Below are 21,497 nucleotides of genomic sequence, written 5' to 3'. Positions count from 1 at the left end.
CCATGAAATCACATATCCAATCATTACTTGAACAAACTCTAGAATCCTTTAAACAACAAGGTATTGTGCCTGCTGACTTTGAAGCACGCATTCAGGTAGATCGAACCAAGGATAAGAGTCATGGCGACTTGGCAACCAACTTAGCCATGATGCTGACCAAGGTCGCAGGCAAGAATCCACGCGAATTAGCCCAACTGATCATAGATACCTTACCGGCTTCGGCTTTTGTGGCTAAGGTTGAAATTGCAGGACCAGGCTTTATCAACTTTTTCATCAACGACTGCGCCTTAGCAGATCAACTGCAAAATGCCGTCAACGATGAGCATTTAGGCATTAAGTTACCGACACCACAAACCGTTGTTGTCGATTACTCTTCACCCAACCTCGCCAAAGAAATGCATGTAGGCCATCTGCGTTCAACCATCATTGGTGACAGTGTTGTGCGTGCATTGGAGTTTTTAGGCCACAAGGTTATCCGTCAAAACCATGTGGGCGACTGGGGCACACAATTTGGTATGTTGCTGGCCTATATGGAAGAGCTGCGCGCCAAAAATGGTGAAGAAGCTCAACTTGAACTGTCTGATTTAGAAAACTTTTATCGCGCTGCCAAACTGCGCTTCGACGAATCGGCAGAGTTTGCCACCCGCGCTCGTCAGTTAGTGGTTGAACTGCAATCTGGCGACGAATATTGCAACAAACTGTGGCGCGAATTTAACGATATTTCGTTAAGCCACTGCCATGAAGTCTACGCCCGTTTAGGTGTGAGCCTGACCCGCGCCGACGTGCACGGTGAAAGTGCTTATAACGCCGATCTCGAGCAAGTGGTTAAAGATTTAGATGCCCAAGGTTTATTAACCGAAAGTAACGGCGCTAAAGTCGTATTCCAAGAAGCCTTCCGCAACAAAGAAGGTGAGCCACTGCCTGTTATCATCCAAAAGGCCGATGGCGGCTATTTGTATGCCACCTCAGATCTTGCGGCAATGCGCTACCGCTCGAACGTGTTAAAGGCCGATCGCGTCCTGTATTTTGTTGACCTACGTCAGGCACTGCATTTCCAACAAGTCTTTAGCCTAGCGAAACTGGCTAAGTTTGTCCGTGAAGATATGTCATTAGAACACTTAGGTTTTGGTACTATGAATGGCGAAGATGGCCGTCCATTCAAAACCCGTAGCGGCGGTGTCGTTAAGTTAGTTGACCTGCTAGAAGAGGCCAATGTGCGCGCGCTAGAACTCGTTCGTAGCAAAAATCCTGATATGGATGAAGCCACGCTGACTGAAATCGCCCGTGTCGTTGGGATCAGCGCCGTTAAATATGCTGACTTGTCGAAAAACCGAACCAGCGATTACATTTTCAGCTTTGAACAAATGCTCAGCTTCGAAGGCAATACCGCACCTTACCTGCTGTACGCTTACACCCGTGTTGCGGGCATATTCAAGCGAGTAACCGATCTGGATCTCAGCCAAGCGAAAATCGTGCTTGAGCATGAAAAAGAGAAAGATCTCGGTAATAAGTTGGCGCAGTTCGGTGAGATCCTCAATCGTGTTGTCGACAAAGGTCAGCCGCACGTACTGTGTGCTTATTTATATGAATTAGCAGGTGCTTTCTCTAGCTTCTACGAAGCTTGTCCAGTGCTTGCCGCCGATAATGACGCGCAAAAGAACAGCCGTTTATTACTCGCGCAACTGACGGCTCGTACATTACAAAAAGGCCTAAATCTACTCGGTATTGAAACCTTAGAGCGGATGTAAGCCATGAGTAATCGCGATTATGCCAATAGAAGGCCGCAGTCGGGCGCTAAACCGCGCCCAATCCGCGCGACTCGCCCAACTCGAGCAAGGCCTTCACAATCTAAATCGGCGCCGCGTAAGAAGCTGCCGCTGACCTTGATAGGCTTTGTCATACTCGCTGTGGGTTGTTTCGTCTATTTCCTGTCAAGTATTAAAGATAATGCTAAGCAAGAAGTGAAGCCGATACCCGCTCCGGCCAAGAAAACGGAAGTACAAGTGAAGCCTCAAGAGACAGCGGTGCTTACTCCTAAGGTCAAAGAACCTGAACGCCAAGCGGTCGTTATCCCAGTAGAGACAACTGAAACTGCTGAGCTTATTGTTCCGCCAAAGAAGGATCCTAATGCTCTGCCACCACAACCAAAGGAAGAATGGACCTATCTCAACGAGCTTGAAAATAAGCATGTTGAGGTCGATATTCCCGATATTGTTGCGAGCAGAACACCGATGCAATATCAGTTGCAGTGTGCTTCTTTCCGCCAAGAATCACAGGCGAACGAGATGAAAGCTGTCATCGCTTTTCAAGGTTTAGAGGCGCAAGTGAGACAAGTCGAAGGTACAACCGGCGTATGGTACAAGGTTGCTTTAGGCCCCTTCGAGCGTAAACGTGATGCAGAGCGTAAACGTCATACACTGCAAAAAGCGGGGATTAATGGTTGCCAGATTCTGGCGATTCCTAAATAAGGCTTTAGCCTACTCCTGATAGACTATTAAGAATAAATAGCGACTAGCGTTTTATCGCTCGTCGCTATTTTTTTATCCGTATGACATGACTCACGCATTGACTCTGCCCGCCCATAAAAACTCAGTTTTAAACAACAACTCATTTCAAATTTGCTGATCTACTAAATTTATAACCCATTATTTATAAACAACAAAACACTTTATTAAGAAAGATTAATATGCAGTTTAATTGACCTAGATCAAACTTAGGCGTATCTCTTAATTAACAGCAAGACCGCTGTATCTGTGTCAAATCCAACCTCAGGGTGAAGTATTATGAATGCATTAATCGAGATAGAAGCCACCGAATTCAGCCAATTGTTCAAGAGTGGCGACATGCTGGGAATTAGGATGTTTATGGAACATGTGCGCATGCCGCTGGATGTTCAAGACAAGATTTATGACGAAATTTCTGCGCTTCAGCAATTAGAACAAAACCAAATTGCCAAGCTCATTGAAACCCACGCCCATTCCCAAATTCATGAACGCCTAGCTTATTAGCCTTCCATTCAATGAAAAATTTATCTATGCCCAACTGCAGCTTCTGGCGGTTCATTCAACAGAAGCTGTCTAACCCACCCACTCTCCATCACACAGAATCAAATTTCAGCCAAAAAATAAGGCCAAACACCTGAGTATTTGACCTTAATGAACTAGCTAGTTTCAGATTTTAACCACAGCCTTAGCTCTGTTTTTCTTCCGTTAAGCCTATGCTATTCATCCAGTAATCGAAATCCACCATATTACCCGGCAATACGACTCGACTATTCTTCTGGCTTAAGCCATCGAGCTGTTTAAAGTATTGCTCACCGAGTTGCATCCGCAGGGCATTGTGACCACCCGGCGCGGCAATAACAGAAGCGAGACGTTCAATCGATTCTGCCGTTGCGCGGGAAATGGTTAAAATTTCCTCAGCCTTACCTTCGGCTTCGTTAATCCGGCGCTGCATCTCACCTTCAGAACGGTTTACCGTTTCAGCTTTAACCCCTTCAGAACGGTTAATTTTACTCTGTTTGTCACCTTCACTCTTAGCCAATAATGCACGGCGCTCACGCTCGGCATTTACTTGCATTTCCATGGCATTTTTAACGGTTTCAGGTGGTGTGATATTTTTAATTTCATAACGATGCACACGTATTCCCCACAGGGCACCCGCTTGATCTAAGACTTGCACTACCTTAGCTGAAATCACATCACGCTCTTCAAACGTACGATCAAGATCAAGTGTCCCTATGACAGAGCGCGTCGTCGTTTGCGCCAACTGAATTGCTGCATAACGATAATCGGTAATACCATAGCTGGCCTTCACAGGGTCAGTAACAGAGATATAAATCACCCCATCCACTTCAACGTTTACTTCGTCGCTCGAGAAACATTCCTGTGGTGGTACGTCAATGGTTTCTTCTTTCAAATCATGAATAAAAGCCACTTTATCCACAAAGGGGATCAAAGTATGGAACCCCGCATCTAACGTACTGTGATACTTACCTAAACGCTCAACAATAAAAGCCGATTTAGTGGGTACTAGGCGGATCGATTGAAATAGTTTAATCACAAAAATGGCAAATATCAGGCCCCAAATTGCCATCACAATCAAATCTGTATCTACTGGGATATTCATTATCGCGCTCCTTTGCCAAGATTATTCTGGCCACTCATAGTCTGAGTGACTTGCTCCATGCCTTCGAAGAAACCTTCAAGTTTTGCCATTTCAGCGGGAACAACAGAGACTTGTGCATCATTGAGGATCTTACCAACTTGAGCAATAAACTGTTCTTTTAATAGCATATTCATCGCATCTGTACCGCCATTGACGGCTAATGCTTGCGAGATCATTGCCATACCTTCGGATTTTGCTTTCGCTATGATAGCGATCTCCTGACCTGTACCTTTAGCTTCATTAATCCGTTTCTGTTTCTGACCTTCTGACAGGTTAATGGCCTCTTGGCGCTCACCTTCAGACATATTGATCATCGCGGCTTTTTCAGCATTCGCTAAGGTAATTTCGGCACGTTTACGACGCTCAGCTTCCATCTGCTTCTCAAGAGTGTGGATCACATGGCGTGAAGGCGTGATATTACGAATTTCATAGCGCAATACCTTGATTCCCCATGGCTCGGAAGCCTTATCTATTTCCCGCACGATTGATTCATTTAAGCTATCACGTTCAGAGAAAGTCTCACTCAAACTCAGCTTACCGATTTCAGATCGCATAGTGGTCTGAGCTAAATTCACCGCTGCTTTACGGTAGTTTTCAATGCCATAACTCGCCAATTTGCCATCCATCACTTTTAGGTAGACCAAGCCGTCCACTTCAAGCTGAGTGTTATCTTTGGAGATACAGCTCTGTGGCGGCACATCTAATACTTGCTCACGGGTATCGTGACGGTAGGAGACGCGATCGAAAAAAGGGATCAAAATATGAAATCCGGGGTCTAATACTGCGCGGAATTTGCCAAGACGCTCAATGACATGCACTTCACGCATCGGCACAATTAACATCAACTTATAAAGAATAAAAAAGATAAATAAAATGACTAAGGTAAATACAAACATAGATTCCATCCTTTAGTTTTTGGAAGCTTCTATTGAAATAGGCTCAACGACTAGAGCGATATTTTCACGACAAATAATTCTGACTTCGGTACCCGCCTCAATAATGCTGCCATCGCCAAGCGCTGGCCATTCACTACCTTGAAACTCCACCCGCCCAGGTGTTTGCCCAGGACCTATGGTCTGCTTTACGCGAACAATTTGATTGTATAGTTCGATTGCTTCATCCGTGTTATCCACATGGGAATCACCACCAACGAGCCTCTGAGTGACTTGTCTGAAAGCCAATAACAACACAATGGCAGAGATAAACCACAGGGTCATGCTCTGCACGACACCTTCGACCAGTCCTATGCCTAACGCACCTGCCACGACTAAACAAGCCGCACCCAGCAACACTATTATGCCACCTGGAACCACTATTTCGGCGAGCATTAACACTAAACCAATCACTGCCCACACTAAAATCGGATTTGAAAACTCCATATTTCCCCCTGAAATGAGAGTGTCCTTTACTGCACTATAACAGCAGAGTTTCGGATAATCGACATAATATGTCAAAATTTACCCTATCAAAACGCACACTCAATCACCTATGACCTAATCCTCATTCTCCCATATCCGCCCACGAAAGCCGTTAGGTTGTTTTAAAATTAAGCATAATCAATTCAAAAAGATAGCAACACCCCAATCCATAAGCAGCGCGATAACAATAAAACCCATTAAAAATCAATTGTCTAAAAATCAAATCCCTCGCCTAATGATTATGTGATTTTGACAACAACATTCGATAAAAACTTTGAATAAATGTAAATTTTTGCATATATTGCCCCCACTTTTGAGCAAGTCCTTTGACGTACACTCGCGCTAAGTTTGAACTTACCCATCAAACCATGCCATAGGTCAGAGAGCGGATTGAGTAAGACACGAATTAACTTCGACCTATACAACAGGAAATAACAATGAAAAAAACATGCCTATGCCTAGCACTAATGCTTTCTCCTCAAGCATTTGCGGGTGACTTAGTACAGTGGTGGGATTTCAGTGCAACAGCCCTCTATGGCGAAGACTACGATTTAGCGCCATCAGATAAACAAGCCACTATCACCTTGGAAACGGCTGGCGGCTGGAAATACGGTGATTGGTTTGCCTTCCAAGATTTTATCTATTTCAAAGGTAACGACACGGGCATGGAAAGCACTACCTATGGTGAAATTTCGCCACGTTTTAGTGCCAGTAAAATTCTTGGCGAAAAAATCGCCTTTGGCCCAATAACAGACTTGTCTCTGGCGTTAACCTATGAAGAAGGTGAAGGCCCAGTCCACAGCTTACTTTACGGTTTAGGGGTTGACGTAGCAGTACCATACTTCACTTATCTTAACTTTAACACCTATCGCCGCGATGGTATGAGCACTGGTAACAATAGTGACGGCTGGCAGTTCACTCCTGTATTTCGTATCGATATCCCTGTTGGATCTGCCAACATAGTACTCGATGGCTTTATCGACTGGGTATTTGCCACCGACGATAACGGCTACGAGGAGAACTTCCATTTCAACCCACAGCTAAAATACGATCTCGGTAAGAGCCTGTTCGGTGATCATCAAGCCAATAAATTATTGGTGGGTATCGAATACGATCTGTGGACCAATAAATACGGTGTGAAAGGCGTCGATCAAGACACTTACTCTGTGATTGCTCAATACCATTTCTAATCGGTATCGGCATAGTTTTAAAGCAACAAAAAAGGTGCCATTGGCACCTTTTCTATTCTGAGCACTCACTTTGCAGGGGAGTGTTGCTTAGCTTACTAAAAATTAAGCTAACAATTTTTTCGCTGCTGCAACCACGATAGAAACCGCACTCACTTCAGTTTTCTTCATTGTGGCTTCATTAGGAATTTCTTGTTGGGTGCGGTTTACAATCACACCTGCAACGCAGGCTGCACGCCAACCTTGAGTAGCACACATAGTGAACAAAGTGGAAGATTCCATCTCATAGTTCAGTACGCCCATATCTTGCCATTCTTTCATTGAACCCGCGAAACGACGCGTTACACGGCCTGTGACAGTGTCATAACGCTCTTGGCCTGGGTAGAAAGTATCAGAAGAAGCTGTTACGCCAATGTGTGGCTCAACGCCAGCATCGCGACACGCCGCAACCATAGCAGTGGTACATTCAAAGTTTGCAACCGCTGGATATTCCATAGGTGCAAAATGTAAGCTCGCGCCATCTAAACGCACTGAAGCTTGAGTCACAATCACATCACCCACATTAACATGAGGTTGGATTGCGCCTGTAGTCCCTACACGCAGGAAGGTATTCACACCTAATTGTGCAAGTTCTTCTACTGCGATAGAAGTAGATGGACCACCAATACCGGTTGAACACACTACTACTGGCTTGCCATCGGCATACGCTAAATAGCTTGTATACTCGCGGTGGCTAGCAAGAAACGTCGCATTGTCCATTAGTTCAGCAATACGTTTTACACGCTCTGGATCACCAGGAACGATTGCTAAGGTTGCACCATCGAGCATCGCTTTGGTCAAACCTAAATGAAATACATCAGCCATTGTGAAAACCCCTTTCATTTTTGATAATTAAATTCTTATAAAATCGACTTTAACCTAGTATCGAAGCGGTGAAGGTTAACTTGATCACAGAATTATCGGCAAGAAGTAATTGTTTAGTCGTAATGAAATTACCAACTACACCAGCATCTGCTCACAAGATAGCAAATTTGCCCATATTTCGAATGTCAGTCTGATTTATACCAAACAAAGTGTGAACTAGATCCTGAACTCATGCCAGAGTCTGTGGTAATAAATGCCTAAGGCACTGATTTAAAATAGATTAAAATAAATCATCCATTAGTATTAATCTAAGTGACCGCTAAAAGAGATCTAAGTCACGTTTAACGACTTGGTATAAGGTTAGGGTTAAGGCGTAACCTGAAGTGTAGTAAATGACGACAAGGAGAATGCCGATGTTTCCAGAGTACAGAGAATTAATTTCCACCCTGAAAACCCAAGATGCTCATTTTCAACGTAAGTTTAATGAGCATAATCAGTTAGACGAGGAAATCAAACAACTGGAAAAACGTGTCGCCAGTGATTTCAATCCCACTGTGAAAGAACTCAAAAGCAGAAAGTTACATTTAAAAGAGGAAATTTATCAGATCCTCAAATCCCACGAGTAATTCTACTATTACTCTAAAGACAAATAAGGGCGCCTAAGCGCCCTTATTAATGTCATCACAATCGCTTACAGATAGTAATCCTTCAGCGGTGGGAAACCGTTAAAGCATACTGCTGAATACGTCGTCGTATAAGCCCCTGCGGTTAACCAATACATACGATCGCCAATGGCTAAGTCATTTGGTAGGCCATAGCTATAGTGCTCATACATGATATCTGCACTGTCACAGGTTGGGCCGGCAATCACGCATTTATCCAGCTCGCCTTGACGCTCAGTATAAATCGGGAACTTAATCGCCTCGTCCATCGTTTCAATCAAGCCAGAGAATTTACCCACATCGGTAAACACCCAACGCTCTAAAGCCGTGTAAGATTTTTTGCTGATCAGTACCACTTCAGACACTAAAATCCCCGCGTTAGAGATCAACGAACGACCTGGTTCCAAAATAATTTGTGGTAAATCATCACCAAAATCTTCCTTCAGGAAGTGAGTGATTTGCTCGGCATACACACCCAATTGATTGGTTTTATCAATATAGTTAGCAGGGAAACCGCCACCCATATTGATCATCTTCAAGGTGATATTGTGCTCATCACGCAAACGGTCAAAAATACTTTTCACTTTACCAATAGCGGAATCCCAAGCACCTATGTCACGTTGCTGAGAACCCACATGGAAAGAAATACCAAAAGGCTCTAAGCCTAATTCCTGTGCCAATACTAATAGCTCATAGGCCATTTCGTTTTGGCAGCCGAATTTACGGGATAACGGCCAATCAGCGGTATCTGTACCTTCGGTCAGAATGCGCACATAAATACGTGAACCCGGTGCTTCTTCAGCGATCATTCGCAAATCAGCTTCTGAGTCAGATGCATACATACGCACGCCACGCTCATAAAATGCACGCACATCTTGGCGCTTTTTAATGGTATTACCATAGCTGACTCGATCGGTTGTCACACCGACATTCATGACCATATCTAGCTCATAAATCGAGGCAATATCAAAGTTTGACCCTTTATCTTTTAGTAAAGATAAGATCTCGGCCGCGGGGTTTGCCTTAACTGCATAATAAACGTTGGCGTAAGGAAAACTATTAACCATGTCATCGTATTGTTTCGCTATGATACTGGTATCGATCACGACGAACGGGGTTGCTTTGTCTTTGGCAAACGCTTCAATACGCTTGAATGTGTCCATATCATAATAGTCAGCAACATCAATAGATTGAAATTGGCTCATTGGGCCAGAGTCTCCTTTGGGTCAGATAGATAACAGTAAGTGTGATGTATTAAAAACGTGCGCAGTAAACGATATTTTTTCGCTTTACGCAACGAATTTTTATGCTGAATTAATAACTTTTTATTCCACAACTCTTTAAGGAACTGAACCATCAAAAAAAGGCGCTATAAAACAAATAATTATGCACACAAACCCTAAGGTAAATTTGTGTTCGTTATCAGAATAAAAAGTGAATTTTTTACGACGTTATCAGAAGGGAGATGGATAGGCTGGCTGGAGCCAAAATATCCATCTAAAAACAGTTATCTTGAAGTAACAATCACACAGTGAAAAGAAGACTCATGGATGCCTTAAAATACGTCCGTTAAATCGAGTTGTTACTGCGGCTGATTGAGTTTTGCGAGGGCTTGGTTCAAGGCTTCACTGGAATCAAAATAGGCAATGTCCAAAATGTTACGCTGCTTGAGCAATATCATAGTGGCCATATCTTTGTTATCAGGTAATAAACGACTGATCTCACCATCCCTATCTAACCCAATCGCAAAAGGTAAATCTTGCATCTGTGGCACAGCCACAAATTTAGCGATCAAAGAAGGCATACCACTGATATCGGCAACATAAACTAAACCCGTTGGCATTTGAGTCGCGCTCAAGGGTGTAAGTGCATCCTTAATCACATCACCGCCTTTCATGCTGCGACTAAAGAGCAGCACTTGAGTCTCATCAGTCACATTAATGGTTTTATCATTTTGGTCGAGAAGTGAAATGGGATTAATCGCATCTCCGGCAACATAACTCGCAGCATACGCCCAGATTGGGGTTAACAGACAAGACAAACATAACAACAGCGTTTTCATAAACACTCGACTCCATTATTGGATAGGCGAACAGCATACCTGACTCCCCCTATCGACTCATTAAACCAACCACGATTACATGATACGCTTCACACATGAAGGGCGAAAAGTATTTGGTGAAATTTCTACGCTATAATCGCACAGTTAATTTTATTACAAGGATATCATAATGATAACACCTGGACTCGATCAAGAATTGCAGCAACTACAAGGCGTTTATCAACTCATCACCGAGTTTTTAGTCACCTACAGCTTTCAACTCGTAGGTGCTTTGCTGATCTTTTTGTTAGGTTTATGGGTAGCCAGTAAAGTATCACGCTTAGTCGCTAAGCAATTCGACAAACACAATATCGATATCACCCTAAGCAATTTTGTCAGCAATCTTATCCGCATTCTGATCATAGTCATGGTCGGGATTATCGCCCTCGGCAAAATAGGCATCAGTATTACCCCTATGGTTGCGGCAATTGGTGCTGCCTCCCTCGGCGCAGGTTTAGCCTTACAAGGTATGCTAGCGAACTATGCCGCAGGCGTGACTATTATCGTCACCCGCCCTTTTGTAGTAGGCAATACTATTGAAATTAAAGGGGAAAGCGGCGTTGTTAAACGTATCCACTTAGGCATGACCATACTGACCAATGAGGAAGGTGAGCAAATCAGCATTCCTAATAAGCATATCGTCGGCGAAATCCTGCACAACTCCTTCAGCAATAAGCTAGTCGAAACCCAGTTCAATCTCAGTTACAACACAGATCCCGAACGAGCCATTAGTGTGATTACTGAGTTATTGAGCAATAATCCCTATGTTTATCAAGAGACCACACCTAATATCGGCATCAATGGTTTTAATGCTAATGGAATTGAAATGGGGGTTCGTTACTGGGTGCCCACACAAAGCTATTTTCAGCATAAATATAAGGTGAACCTCGCTCTTTATAACGCCCTTAAGCAGGCAGGAATCGAGATGGCCTGCCCCATTAGAGAGATCCATCTGCAAGATAAATAACGTTAATGCCCATGGGATTGGTCGGCTTAGTCGATCAGCCTAGCCCAAATTGTATACTTGCATTCTTGTAAAAACTTACGTTTACTATACTCCCAAATATCGATAGTGATGGACTACTATGTTGTTGATACTCATAATTATTGCTTTTATTGTACTGTTTATTTTTTTCGCTAAATATCAAAAAAAACAAGTGCAAGCTAAAGCACTTGCCGCAGGTGATCCTACTGCGCTACTCAATCATGGCTTAACACTGATTAATCAAGGCGAAGTCAACTCTGGCCTAGATTATATTCAGCAGGCAGTCGATAAAGGCTTAGCCGTTGCCGCCATTGCTATGGCCGAACTTTATTCCGGTCGATTCCCACAAGTTCCCGCCGATCCCAAGGCATCTAACGATTGGTATAAAAAAGCCGCCGAAATAGAGCCTCAATATTTACCCATGCTCACACTACCTAATTTGCTCTCTTCTGAATCGCAAACACTCGATGAGTTAATCGCACAGGCAGAACAGCTCAAACCTAATGCCGAAGCGGGGCAAGCCGAGTTTCAATATGAGCTTGCTTACTTGTATCTAAGCCAGCCCTTTCTCGATCCCGATGCTAGCCAAGCAATTTACTGGTTCGAAAAAGCCGCCGCACAAGAAAACCAAAGAGCCTATTACCATTTAGCCACACTCTACTGGCATGATGAGCGCGTCACTTCGGACTATATCAAAGCACGTGAATACTTTGAGAAATCCGCAGCCGCTGATTATGAATTAGCAAAAGATGATCTAGGGCATATGCTTGCTGCAGGCCAAGGTGGACCTAAAGATTTAGCGCGTGCAGAGGCATTACTTAGCGAGCGCGCCGCAGACGATGATTTCCGCCAGTATTATCTTGGTAAACGTTTCCTCTACGGTGAAGATTTTGCTGTCGACTATGACAAGGCGCGCCATTGGTTAAGCCAATCTGTCGCTAGAGGTAATGACTTCGCTAAGATTGAATTTGCTCATCTTTTACTGAAAGCGCCACAAAATGAAAGTGATTACCAACAGGCTAAAATTGACTTTGAAGAATTCGCACTTAAGTGGAATGAAGACGCACTGCTAGGCTTAGGCAAGATTTATGAGCAAGGTTTAGGCGTGAGTCGCCAACCAATTAAAGCGTTAATGTATTACCAGCTCGCGGCCATGAGCAATAGAGCCGATCATCTAAAAGAATTAGCCAGATTCAGTCAGCAACTAGGTACCTTAGAGATAAGAGAGGCTGAGCGTCTACGTGACAGTTTCTTGCATCAGCATCCAATCCCCGCTGAGCAACAACAATATTTTTATATCTATAAGGCTGCATCATTTTTAAGTGATGAAAAACCCACTCAAGAGGCTCTACAAGCGGCAGAAGCTTGGTACGTCAAATCGGCAGAGCTAGGTCATGAAATTGCTATGCGGGAACTGGTCAATATTTACGGCGCAGAACAATTAAATAAACCTATACAAATGTTTATTTGGTCTAGTTTATTGCTACGTCATTTTGGTAAATACGGGATGAATAGCGCTCAACGACTCCATCAAAACACCGCAAAATCATGTTTAACCAAATCCGAACTTGCCTACGCCGAAACTCAAATTGAGGCTATTGAAACCCAATTAACGCCCTATCTTGAGTCGGATAGGTAAGTTTCCTAGCAGCGAATGAGCCCCAGAAAAGGTTTGGTCAGATTTAACAGGCCAAACCGTTTGGTTACAAAATAGAGTGAATTTATAATTACTTAAAAAGCACAGTGGATGTATAAGCACTACAATCAATTATTGACCAAACCTGCGCAGCTAAACGACTCAAAAATAAAATATAGTCAGGTTAACTGCCCAGCCCTAAATTAAAACTGACCATTTTAATAGGCAAGATGTATGAGGCTGATACTGATCATTGTCATTTCATGCTTATTTCTGCCCCAAGCAAGGGCAGAAACCTCTGCCGTTGTCTGGCAAGCACACTGCCGCGATAGGCATCCTGTTATTTATGTCGAAAATGGTGAGTGCAAAGGCCCAGGTGCAGCTGTCATCAATGAAGTCATCGCCCGCCTAGGTCACAAGATAAATTGGAGTAATGTGCCTTGGGCACGCACAATTAAAGTGGGAGAAATGGGACAAGTCGACCTAATCCCTGTCCATTCGATGACGCCAGAGCGCAACGATTTTCTAGACCCTATGCTGCTGGGATACGACAAGCGCTACGTCTATTACTTTGCCCTTGCGAATAGACAACTTGAAGTCAAACATTTCGATGAACTAAAACCTCATATCATTGGCGCACTTAGAGGCGCTTTTTACTGTCCGCAGTTTAATGACAATCAAAACCAACTAAAAGTGTCTTTTGTTAATGATAACGGTCAGTTAATCAATATGTTGAAGGCTGAGCGTATCGATTTAGCCATCACCTCCGAACAGCATGAGATGCAATTTTTTGCCAAAGATCCCCAACTCAAACAGATGGCATACGTAGATATCAGCAAAAATGGCCGCTATTTCAGTATTCCGCTCATGTCGCCGCAGCATCAATATGCCAAGCAAGTTCACCAGATAGTCGACGACATGCGTACCTCAGGTGAAATTACTCAACTATTTAAATCCTACGGCGTCGAGCCTCCACTTAATCTCACTGAATCGCCCTTAGCAACTCACTAATCTGAATGCTGATAACCCAAAACTAACTTGGAATTAATTCGATCGAGCGGCTAAATGCCGTAACAAGGTCGCCAGTGTTGGCGCAACTGCCTGATGGGAGGGATAACACAAACCAATACGACGGAACATTCTCGGACCATCAAATTTCACTTGCTTGAGCCTAGGCTCATCTTCAATCAAACCATCGGGTAAAAAACTCACGCCAAATCCGGCTAACACTAGCGACATCACGAGAGACTTAGATTCGGCCTTAGCGACCAAATTAAGCGACATATTGCTGCACGCCAATAAACCTATCGTTTGCTGATGGGCTTCACAGGGTGGGCACTCAATAAAGTCAAAGCCATTGAGCTGCTCGGGGCGTAGGCTATCTACTTGGGCGAGGGTATGATCCTTGGGGACGCAGAGCACATAATCCTCCTCCCACAGCGGAAAAAATACTTCATCTTCATGGCGCAAGCTGTCGATGCTTAAATGGCAATCTGCAGGGCTTTGATAGTCCACCAGCTCCAGATCTAGCTTATCAATGGCTTGATTCACCTGTTGTAAAAATCCTGCCAAACGCCGCTGGCTTAAGTCTGGCATCACAGCCAAACGTAGCTTTTGCCGGCTTGCCTTCGCCATAAACAAGCCTGGTAACTTACTCGCCTCCTCGACTAATTTAACCGCCAAAGGGTATAGATAGTGCGCGCTGTCCAAAGGTTTAACGCCTTTTTTGCTGCGCTCAAATAACTGACCACCAAGCTCTTCTTCGAGTTGCTTTAACCCAGCAGACAGTGAAGGCTGGCTCACAAAGCAACGGTTAGCCGCCGAGGTAATATTGTTCTCTTCAAAAATTGCGATAAAGAAACGCAGCAAACGCAAATCGACCATTTAATCTTCTCCGACAACCGACGAGTTCAGCACAAATTTCAACAATAGTGCCATAGGCTGAGCCTATCATATCCAGCTGGAATAAGTATTTTTCGACTGAAAATCCCCAGACTATACTGGTTAACAAGTTCAAGACGCCGAACAACAGTTTGTTTACGGCTTACATTGGCTCCAATTAATAGGAAATACTAATGAATCAAGTTACTAAATCACTGGTTGTCATCACAGGCGCTTCATCGGGTATTGGCGCCGCTATGGCTAAAAGCTTTAGCGCTGCAGGCCATCCGCTGCTATTACTGGCACGCCGAGTTGAAGCAATGCAAGCGCTTGAATTACCAAACAGCCTTTCTATCAGCGTCGATGTCACCGACGGCGCAGCTATTAAAACCGCCATAACCCAAGCAGAAGCACAATTTGGCCCGGTCGGCTGTCTTATCAATAACGCGGGAGTCATGTTACTGGGCCAAATCGATGTGCAAGATCCCAACGAATGGAGCCGCATGCTCAATATCAATGTGATGGGCGTGCTTAATGGTATTCATGCGGTATTAGCCGACATGAAAGCTCGCAAAACTGGCACTATCATTAATGTCAGCTCAGTGGCGGGGCGTAAAACCTTTCCAAACCACGCCGCTTACTGCGCTACTAAATTTGCCGTGCACGCCTTAACAGAAAACATTCGTGAAGAAGTCGCCATGGATGACGTACGCCTTATCACTATCGCCCCCGGCGCAGTAGAAACCGAGTTGTTGAGCCATACCAAGCGGGTTACCATGACTGGAAAGAAGAAATGGGCGGCGTTATCGCCCCTGAAAACGTCGCCGCTGCTGCACTGTTTGCATGGCAACAACCGCAAAATGTGTGCGTACGCGAAATCGTTCTAGCACCAACGCGCCAGCAACCTTAATCCGTTCTGAGTCTACTTTTATCTAAGTTATCTTGCTTCGAAAGACAACCAAACCTATCCCCAAAATCAATAATGCCAGAGTCAACTCTGGCATTATTTACTTCCCAATAAAGCCTGCCAAACAGCTGCTAAGTTTCAACATCACTACTTTAGTGAGTGCATATTTTACAAAGTGTTAGCTTAATCACAGTCCATTTTTTGTGCTTTAGGCGCAAAACTCGAAACTCAAAGTTATCAGAGCTAATTTAGCACGTTGGCTAGTTCATTGTTTTTAAATCAGAAAAAAATAACCATACCCTTCCTCAATACCATCAATTAGATTTTTATCAATGAACTTTTTATCAATTAGATTTTTTTAATGAAAGTGATATACCTCAAATTTACACACCGTAGGATTTGATAAATTAATTTACAAAGTGGAATCAATAAAAACACTTAACCAACAAATAAATGTAAATGATCACAAAAAGTAAGGAATGAGATGATGAAAACGTCAACTAAGATAGCAATTGCCATGGCAGTGATCGGCAGCTTGAGTATTAATGCGTATGCCGCAGAGGGAGGTAATCCAAAGAAAGGTAAACATTTGTACAAAAAAGAATGCAAAGCCTGCCATAGCCAAGGCGGTGAAGGTGGTGAACTCACGCCAATGGCCAAAACGATGAGCCAGTGGGATCGCTTCTTTGATAAAGATAAGCACAAATTCAAACCAGAGGTATTCAATGGCCTCTCGGAGCAAGACCTCAAGGATATACAGCAATTTTTGTATGACCACGCCGCCGACTCGGACCAACCCCAAACCTGCGGTTGATCTCTGCCAACGTTATGGCCTAAGACAATGGTAGAGAGCTCCCCTGCAACTGCTCACTAACACATTGAATTAAAAATTAAAAAACCAATTCGAGAAAAATGGGGAACACACCTCAGGGACTCCTATTGGGTAAATTTGGCGAAATGCACTTAGCGCAATCATGCCAACAGAACAACTCTGGGAGAAACCTTATGCGTACTCTTATCTCAATCCTCGTTGCCAATGCCTTGTTTATGTCAGGCCAATCTTTTGCTATACCTAATGATGTACAACAGGAAAATCAAAAAATTACTGAGTTAAAACAGAAGCTTGCCGATATTACCGAGCAATTGGATGATCTCAATAATCGCGTCGACAAAACCGAGCGGCACACATCGTTAGACCGCCTTGAAATTACAGGTGATTTCCGCACTAAAGCTCATTCACTACATTACCGCGATGTTGTCTGGAATCCGGCCATCAAAGTCAATTTCAACGACTTTGGTGCCAAAGCCATGTCCGGCGCTTTCGGTATGCCCAACGATCTCAACTCCCCACTAGGGAAAATGATGCAAGCTAATCCAGACCTTGCTGCAGCCTTCCAAAATGGCATGTTACAAGGTGTTATGCCCTATGTGCTCGCGCCCAAAAGTGTACAGGACATAGATAACGATATTTTTTACACCACTCGCCTGCGGTTAAATCTGAAAGCTAAGGTATGGGATAACGTCAGTTTTGCTGGCCGCCTCAGTATGTATAAAAACTGGGGTGACTCTACCGGAGTTCAAGTATTTGATTCTTGGCGGTCTTTCACTATGGATGGTACCAGTAGCGGCAATACCAGTGGTGACTGGCTGCGGGTTGAACGCGCCTATTTCGATTGGAAAAACATTAATGGATCAGAGTTTTATCTCTCCATAGGTCGTCGCCCTTCCACCTATGGTCCACCCAGTCACTACCGCGAGAATGAAATGCGTGGCGGCACACCTTCAGGACATTTAGTTAACTTCAACTTCGATGGCGCCACCTTAGGCTACAACCTAGGCGAAATCACAGGTATCGAAGGCCAAGTCGTCCGTTTCTGTTACGGCCAAGGATTTGAATCACAATGGGGAAATGGCGAAATGTTTGGTGATATTGTCACCAAGGATACTCACCTTGGTGGCTTTAATATCGATGCGATCAACGATGGCACCAACTTCCTCCAGTTCACCCTGTTTGGCGCCAAAGACGTGAACGACGGCTTTAAAGGCACCATGGCCTTCCCTACCCAACTGGCAGGGATTTTTGCCCCCACCATGTATCAAGATATGCAAAAGTTCGACAACTTTAACTTTGTTACCCGAGTACAACCCAGCGGGGCTATCGGCGACATGTATCTAGGAGGAATTGGTTTTGCGCGCGAAGAGGCAAACGATATCAAATGGTTTGCATCATTTGGCTGGACTCGCGCCGAGCCTAACGGTAACGCCGGCATGTTTGGCGGCATGTTATCCGATGCCATATTTGAAGCCGAGCTAAACAGCACTGGTACTGAGATTATTATGGTGCCAAAAACCAGTGACGATACCGAAGCCAAAGACGGTTATGGTATTTATGTCGGCGTACAAATTCCTGCTCCCTACGGCAAATTGGGTCTGGAATATAACTACGGCTCCGAATATTGGACGCCTTTTACCCAAGCACAGGATGACCCTATTGGTAGTAAGTTAGCTACCCGAGGACATGTAGCAGAAGCCTATTACATCTTTGATATTAACCCCAAAATGTTTATCAAACTTGCTGGCCTTTATTACGACTACGAGTACACAGGCAGCGGTACACCTGTGGGTGCTCCACAAAAAATCGACGATGTGCTAGCTGGCTCTGCTTATTCCATGTTGCCAGTGGTTGATACCGCGTTTGATGTCAACGCCTCACTCACCATCAACTTCTAATCCGTCATTGATAACAACGATCAGCCCTCGGTTACATCGAGGGCGGGAGTACAAAATGAATAAGCTCATCCTCATTGCCTTAGCGGGCATGACATTAAATGCCTACGCCGCTAATCCCCATAAAGAGGCACTTAAAGGCCCGTTTACCACAGGCTCACAGGTGACCACACAATGTTTAGTCTGCCATGAAAATCAAGCGACTGACGTGATGAAAACCTCCCATTGGACTTGGGAGTTAGAACAAAAACTTCCCGATAGGACAGTAGTAAGAGGTAAGAAAAACAGCATTAATAACTTCTGCGTTGCCATTTCCAGCAATGAACCCCGCTGTACCAGTTGTCACGCGGGTTATGGTTGGAAAGACAGTAACTTTGACTTTAAAGATAAAACCAAAGTCGACTGCCTAGTTTGTCACGACACTACAGGAACTTATGTTAAAGATCCCGCTGGCGCAGGTGAACCTATGGCAAAGCTCGATCTGACTAAAATAGCTCAAAACGTTGGCGAACCTGTACGGGATAACTGCGGTAGTTGCCACTTCTATGGTGGCGGTGGTGACGCGGTAAAACATGGGGACTTAGACTCATCCATGTCTTATCCAGACAAAGCGACGGATGTGCATATGGATAGCGACGGTAATGACTTTCAATGTCAGAACTGCCACACCACTGAGAAACACATGATCTCAGGTAATGCTATGGGGGTTTCACCCGGTGGTGTCGACCATATTGGCTGTGAAAACTGCCACGAATCAGCGCCGCACGCGAACAAAAAACTCAATACTCATACAGCGGCAGTTGCCTGTCAAACCTGTCATATTCCGTATTTTGCTAAAAACGAACCGACAAAAATGCGCTGGGACTGGTCAACAGCTGGAGATGATAAAAAAGAAACACTCGACCAATACGGTAAGCATACCTACCAAAAGAAAAAAGGAGATTTTGTTTGGGAAAAAATGGTCAAACCCCAATACGCTTGGTACAACGGCACAGCCAATGCTTATATGGCAGGTGATAAAATGGATCCAAGTACAGTCACTAAATTGACCTATCCCATTGGCGATATAAATGATGTCAAAGCAAAAATCTATCCTTTCAAGGTGCACACGGGTAAACAAATTTACGATAAAAAACTCAATATTTTTATCACACCGAAAACCTATGGCAAAGGGGGATTCTGGAGCGAGTTTGATTGGAACTTAGCGGCAAAACTAGGAATGGAAGCGAACACGACTATGCTTGAGAAAGGCATCAAATACAGTGGTGAATATGACTTTGCAGCCACTGAAATGTGGTGGCGGATAAACCATATGGTGTCACCAAAGGAGCAAGCATTAAATTGTAACGACTGCCATAACAAAGGCACAAGACTCGATTGGCAAGCCCTAGGTTATCAAGGTGACCCGATGAAAAATAAACAAGGGCCAAAACACAAACAGCCTTGATTGAATCGTTCACTGATTTGAGCATCACAGATATCTTACTTTTAGTAAGGCATCGAAGTGAACACAACTGATGAACCAAATCGAGTTCCCAGTAATACCCTTTGAGATCTTAGTGTTCACTAAGATCTCTCTTTTTATTATCTTGTTACTCTCACTCAAAAAGACAATTAGACTCAGCCATTCTTCGACCTTGCCCCAGTTTGTCTCATTGAGTGACTCAATACGGTAGTTTGACTCTGTTTACCCCCCAAATCATCTGATTTTTATGGCATTTATTTTGCGTAGTCATAGCGTGTTCAATTACGGCAATCAGTATGACCTCGGGCAAAATTTCCCAAACAGTATCCAATCCTTCATTCAACCGTTTACTCGGTGAAACCAGTGGCGCTTTTGCCGACTTAGGCACTTTTTTACCTTTGGTGTTAGGGCTAATTGCCCTCAATCAATTTTCACCCCAAGGGATATTTTTGGGGTTTGGTCTATTCGCTATTCTCAGCGCGCTGTTTTACCGTCGCCCGATTCCGGTACAACCGATGAAAGTCATCGCTGCACTGGTGATCGCTCAGGGCTTAACCCCAGGCATGTTGCAGGCAAGCGCCATGTTAATGGGCATTATCCTGTTAATTCTCGCCTTTAGCGGCGCCATCACTTGGTTAGCCAAACAGTTATCACAAGCTGTGAGTGTTGGCATTCAACTCGCCATAGGTCTGCAACTGATGTGGATGGGCACTAAGATGATGAGTGAATTTTGGCTGGTTGGCGTGGGGGCATTTGTACTGTTATTTATCAGTAAATTTTTGCCGCTGCGCTACCTTGCCATGCCCTTAGTCATAGCAGCGGGGATGATTTGGCAAGCAAGTACACAAACTAATTTAGCCACTAACTTTGATATTCAAGCAGTGACAGCGCCATTTCAATTGGCTTGGCCGACATCAGTTGAATGGACCTCTGCCGCCCTTTTGTTGGTTTTGCCACAACTGGCATTAACTTTAACCAATGCGGTCATTGCCACGTCTGTAATGGCACAGGAGAAATTCCCTGAAGATGCCGCCAAACTCACACCCAAAAACTTCGCCATTAGCTCAGGTCTTGCCAACTTATTGCTCGCGCCCTTTGGTGCCTCGGCCATGTGCCACGGTGCGGGCGGACTTGCGGTGCAATACCATTTTGGTGCTCGCACTTATCTGGCGCCGTTAATTTTTGGCAGTACATGCTTAATGATAGCCCTATGCTGGGGTACTAATATCGCTTGGCTATTAAGCCTTATTCCTATGGCAATCCTCGGCAGTTTACTGACCACTGCGGGGCTGCAATTAGCATGGTCGAAACGCTTAATCGATGGTAAGCCCTTCTGTATCTTTGTGATTTTATCAACCGCGGTGACTTGCCTCGCTATCAACGCCGCTGCGGGACTTGCCGTGGGGATAATTCTGGAGCAAGGTCGCCGAACTTGGGCCATGTTGGCCATGCGTTAATCGCTTCCGACTCGCAGTAATAAGGGTTCCCAAAAACAAA

Annotated in this window: 19 protein-coding genes and 1 pseudogene; 13 read left to right on the top strand and 7 right to left on the bottom strand. The window is 44.3% G+C overall.

The window, feature by feature from the left end:
• Positions 1-2 precede the first annotated feature (2 nt).
• From argS to L5L94_RS17675, 3 genes are all read left to right on the top strand, one after another.
• Positions 3-1,748 carry an arginine--tRNA ligase gene (argS, locus tag L5L94_RS17685; RefSeq protein WP_263164319.1) on the top strand — a complete coding sequence of 582 codons (1,746 nt, stop codon included), beginning with the start codon at positions 3-5 and terminating at the stop codon, positions 1,746-1,748.
• Positions 1,749-1,751: 3 nt separating this feature from the next.
• Positions 1,752-2,468, top strand: coding sequence for an SPOR domain-containing protein (locus L5L94_RS17680; RefSeq protein ID WP_263164318.1), 717 nt, complete (start codon positions 1,752-1,754; stop codon positions 2,466-2,468).
• A 315-nt stretch (positions 2,469-2,783) separates the two neighbouring features.
• Positions 2,784-3,008, top strand: coding sequence for a hypothetical protein (locus L5L94_RS17675; RefSeq protein ID WP_006083282.1), 225 nt, complete (start codon positions 2,784-2,786; stop codon positions 3,006-3,008).
• A 181-nt stretch (positions 3,009-3,189) separates the two neighbouring features.
• Here L5L94_RS17675 and L5L94_RS17670 read toward each other — a convergent pair whose 3' ends face one another.
• Genes L5L94_RS17670 through L5L94_RS17660 form a run of 3 tightly spaced genes read right to left on the bottom strand, consistent with a single transcriptional unit; the run spans position 3,190 to position 5,546 of the window.
• Entirely contained in the window at positions 3,190-4,128 is a 939-nt protein-coding gene (locus tag L5L94_RS17670) for an SPFH domain-containing protein (protein WP_263164316.1), read from the bottom strand.
• The gene (locus L5L94_RS17665; protein WP_263164314.1) at positions 4,128-5,063 is read right to left on the bottom strand and encodes an SPFH domain-containing protein; all 936 of its coding nucleotides are present in this window, start codon (positions 5,061-5,063) and stop codon (positions 4,128-4,130) included. Before L5L94_RS17665 ends, L5L94_RS17670 begins: the two co-directional genes overlap by 1 nt.
• Before the next feature lie 12 nt (positions 5,064-5,075).
• On the bottom strand, positions 5,076-5,546 hold the full coding sequence (locus L5L94_RS17660) for an NfeD family protein (RefSeq protein WP_113940097.1): 471 nt from the start codon (positions 5,544-5,546) through the stop codon (positions 5,076-5,078).
• Positions 5,547-6,022: 476 nt separating this feature from the next.
• Here L5L94_RS17660 and L5L94_RS17655 point away from each other — a divergent pair, with 476 nt between their 5' ends.
• On the top strand, positions 6,023-6,775 hold the full coding sequence (locus L5L94_RS17655; RefSeq protein ID WP_028759442.1) for an outer membrane protein OmpK: 753 nt from the start codon (positions 6,023-6,025) through the stop codon (positions 6,773-6,775).
• 102 nt (positions 6,776-6,877) lie between these two features.
• Here L5L94_RS17655 and udp read toward each other — a convergent pair whose 3' ends face one another.
• Positions 6,878-7,636, bottom strand: coding sequence for a uridine phosphorylase (udp, locus tag L5L94_RS17650; RefSeq protein WP_105251257.1), 759 nt, complete (start codon positions 7,634-7,636; stop codon positions 6,878-6,880).
• A gap of 413 nt (positions 7,637-8,049) precedes the next feature.
• Here udp and L5L94_RS17645 point away from each other — a divergent pair, with 413 nt between their 5' ends.
• A complete protein-coding gene (locus L5L94_RS17645) occupies positions 8,050-8,262 on the top strand; it encodes a YdcH family protein (protein WP_006083288.1) in 213 nt (70 codons plus the stop codon).
• Positions 8,263-8,327: 65 nt separating this feature from the next.
• Here the strand turns inward: L5L94_RS17645 and L5L94_RS17640 are convergent, their stop codons facing one another.
• Together L5L94_RS17640 and L5L94_RS17635 are read right to left on the bottom strand one after the other, a co-directional pair.
• Positions 8,328-9,503 carry a type III PLP-dependent enzyme gene (locus tag L5L94_RS17640; protein WP_105251256.1) on the bottom strand — a complete coding sequence of 392 codons (1,176 nt, stop codon included), beginning with the start codon at positions 9,501-9,503 and terminating at the stop codon, positions 8,328-8,330.
• A gap of 377 nt (positions 9,504-9,880) precedes the next feature.
• Positions 9,881-10,360, bottom strand: a complete 480-nt coding sequence (locus tag L5L94_RS17635) for a hypothetical protein (RefSeq protein ID WP_105251255.1) — start codon at positions 10,358-10,360, stop codon at positions 9,881-9,883.
• A gap of 169 nt (positions 10,361-10,529) precedes the next feature.
• Between L5L94_RS17635 and L5L94_RS17630 the strand changes: the two genes are divergently transcribed.
• From L5L94_RS17630 to L5L94_RS17620, 3 genes are all read left to right on the top strand, one after another.
• A complete protein-coding gene (locus L5L94_RS17630; RefSeq protein WP_173496443.1) occupies positions 10,530-11,366 on the top strand; it encodes a mechanosensitive ion channel family protein in 837 nt (278 codons plus the stop codon).
• Between the two features lie 118 nt (positions 11,367-11,484).
• The gene (locus L5L94_RS17625) at positions 11,485-13,023 is read left to right on the top strand and encodes a tetratricopeptide repeat protein (protein WP_263164313.1); all 1,539 of its coding nucleotides are present in this window, start codon (positions 11,485-11,487) and stop codon (positions 13,021-13,023) included.
• 231 nt (positions 13,024-13,254) lie between these two features.
• Positions 13,255-14,031 (top strand): substrate-binding periplasmic protein, encoded by a 777-nt coding sequence (locus L5L94_RS17620; protein WP_263164311.1) that lies wholly within the window; start codon positions 13,255-13,257, stop codon positions 14,029-14,031.
• 33 nt (positions 14,032-14,064) lie between these two features.
• Here the strand turns inward: L5L94_RS17620 and L5L94_RS17615 are convergent, their stop codons facing one another.
• Positions 14,065-14,904 carry a LysR family transcriptional regulator gene (locus tag L5L94_RS17615; RefSeq protein ID WP_263164310.1) on the bottom strand — a complete coding sequence of 280 codons (840 nt, stop codon included), beginning with the start codon at positions 14,902-14,904 and terminating at the stop codon, positions 14,065-14,067.
• A 191-nt stretch (positions 14,905-15,095) separates the two neighbouring features.
• Between L5L94_RS17615 and L5L94_RS17610 the strand changes: the two are divergent.
• The 5 genes and pseudogenes from L5L94_RS17610 (at position 15,096) to L5L94_RS17590 (ending at position 21,457) form a co-directional block, all read left to right on the top strand.
• Positions 15,096-15,811, top strand: a pseudogene (locus tag L5L94_RS17610) (SDR family oxidoreductase).
• 481 nt (positions 15,812-16,292) lie between these two features.
• Positions 16,293-16,622: a c-type cytochrome gene (locus L5L94_RS17605; protein WP_105251249.1), complete on the top strand. Its 330-nt coding sequence runs from the start codon at positions 16,293-16,295 to the stop codon at positions 16,620-16,622.
• A gap of 191 nt (positions 16,623-16,813) precedes the next feature.
• Entirely contained in the window at positions 16,814-18,538 is a 1,725-nt protein-coding gene (locus tag L5L94_RS17600; protein ID WP_263164307.1) for a DUF3373 domain-containing protein, read from the top strand.
• Between the two features lie 55 nt (positions 18,539-18,593).
• Positions 18,594-19,982 (top strand): tetrathionate reductase family octaheme c-type cytochrome, encoded by a 1,389-nt coding sequence (locus L5L94_RS17595; protein WP_263164305.1) that lies wholly within the window; start codon positions 18,594-18,596, stop codon positions 19,980-19,982.
• 314 nt (positions 19,983-20,296) lie between these two features.
• Entirely contained in the window at positions 20,297-21,457 is a 1,161-nt protein-coding gene (locus L5L94_RS17590) for a putative sulfate/molybdate transporter (RefSeq protein WP_263164304.1), read from the top strand.
• The last annotated feature ends 40 nt before the right edge of the window (positions 21,458-21,497 follow it).

This window comes from Shewanella sp. SM21 (assembly GCF_025654335.1).
GTDB lineage: Bacteria > Pseudomonadota > Gammaproteobacteria > Enterobacterales > Shewanellaceae > Shewanella > Shewanella oncorhynchi.
Note: the sequence above shows the minus strand (reverse complement) of the source record. Positions and strands in the feature narration are given on the sequence as shown.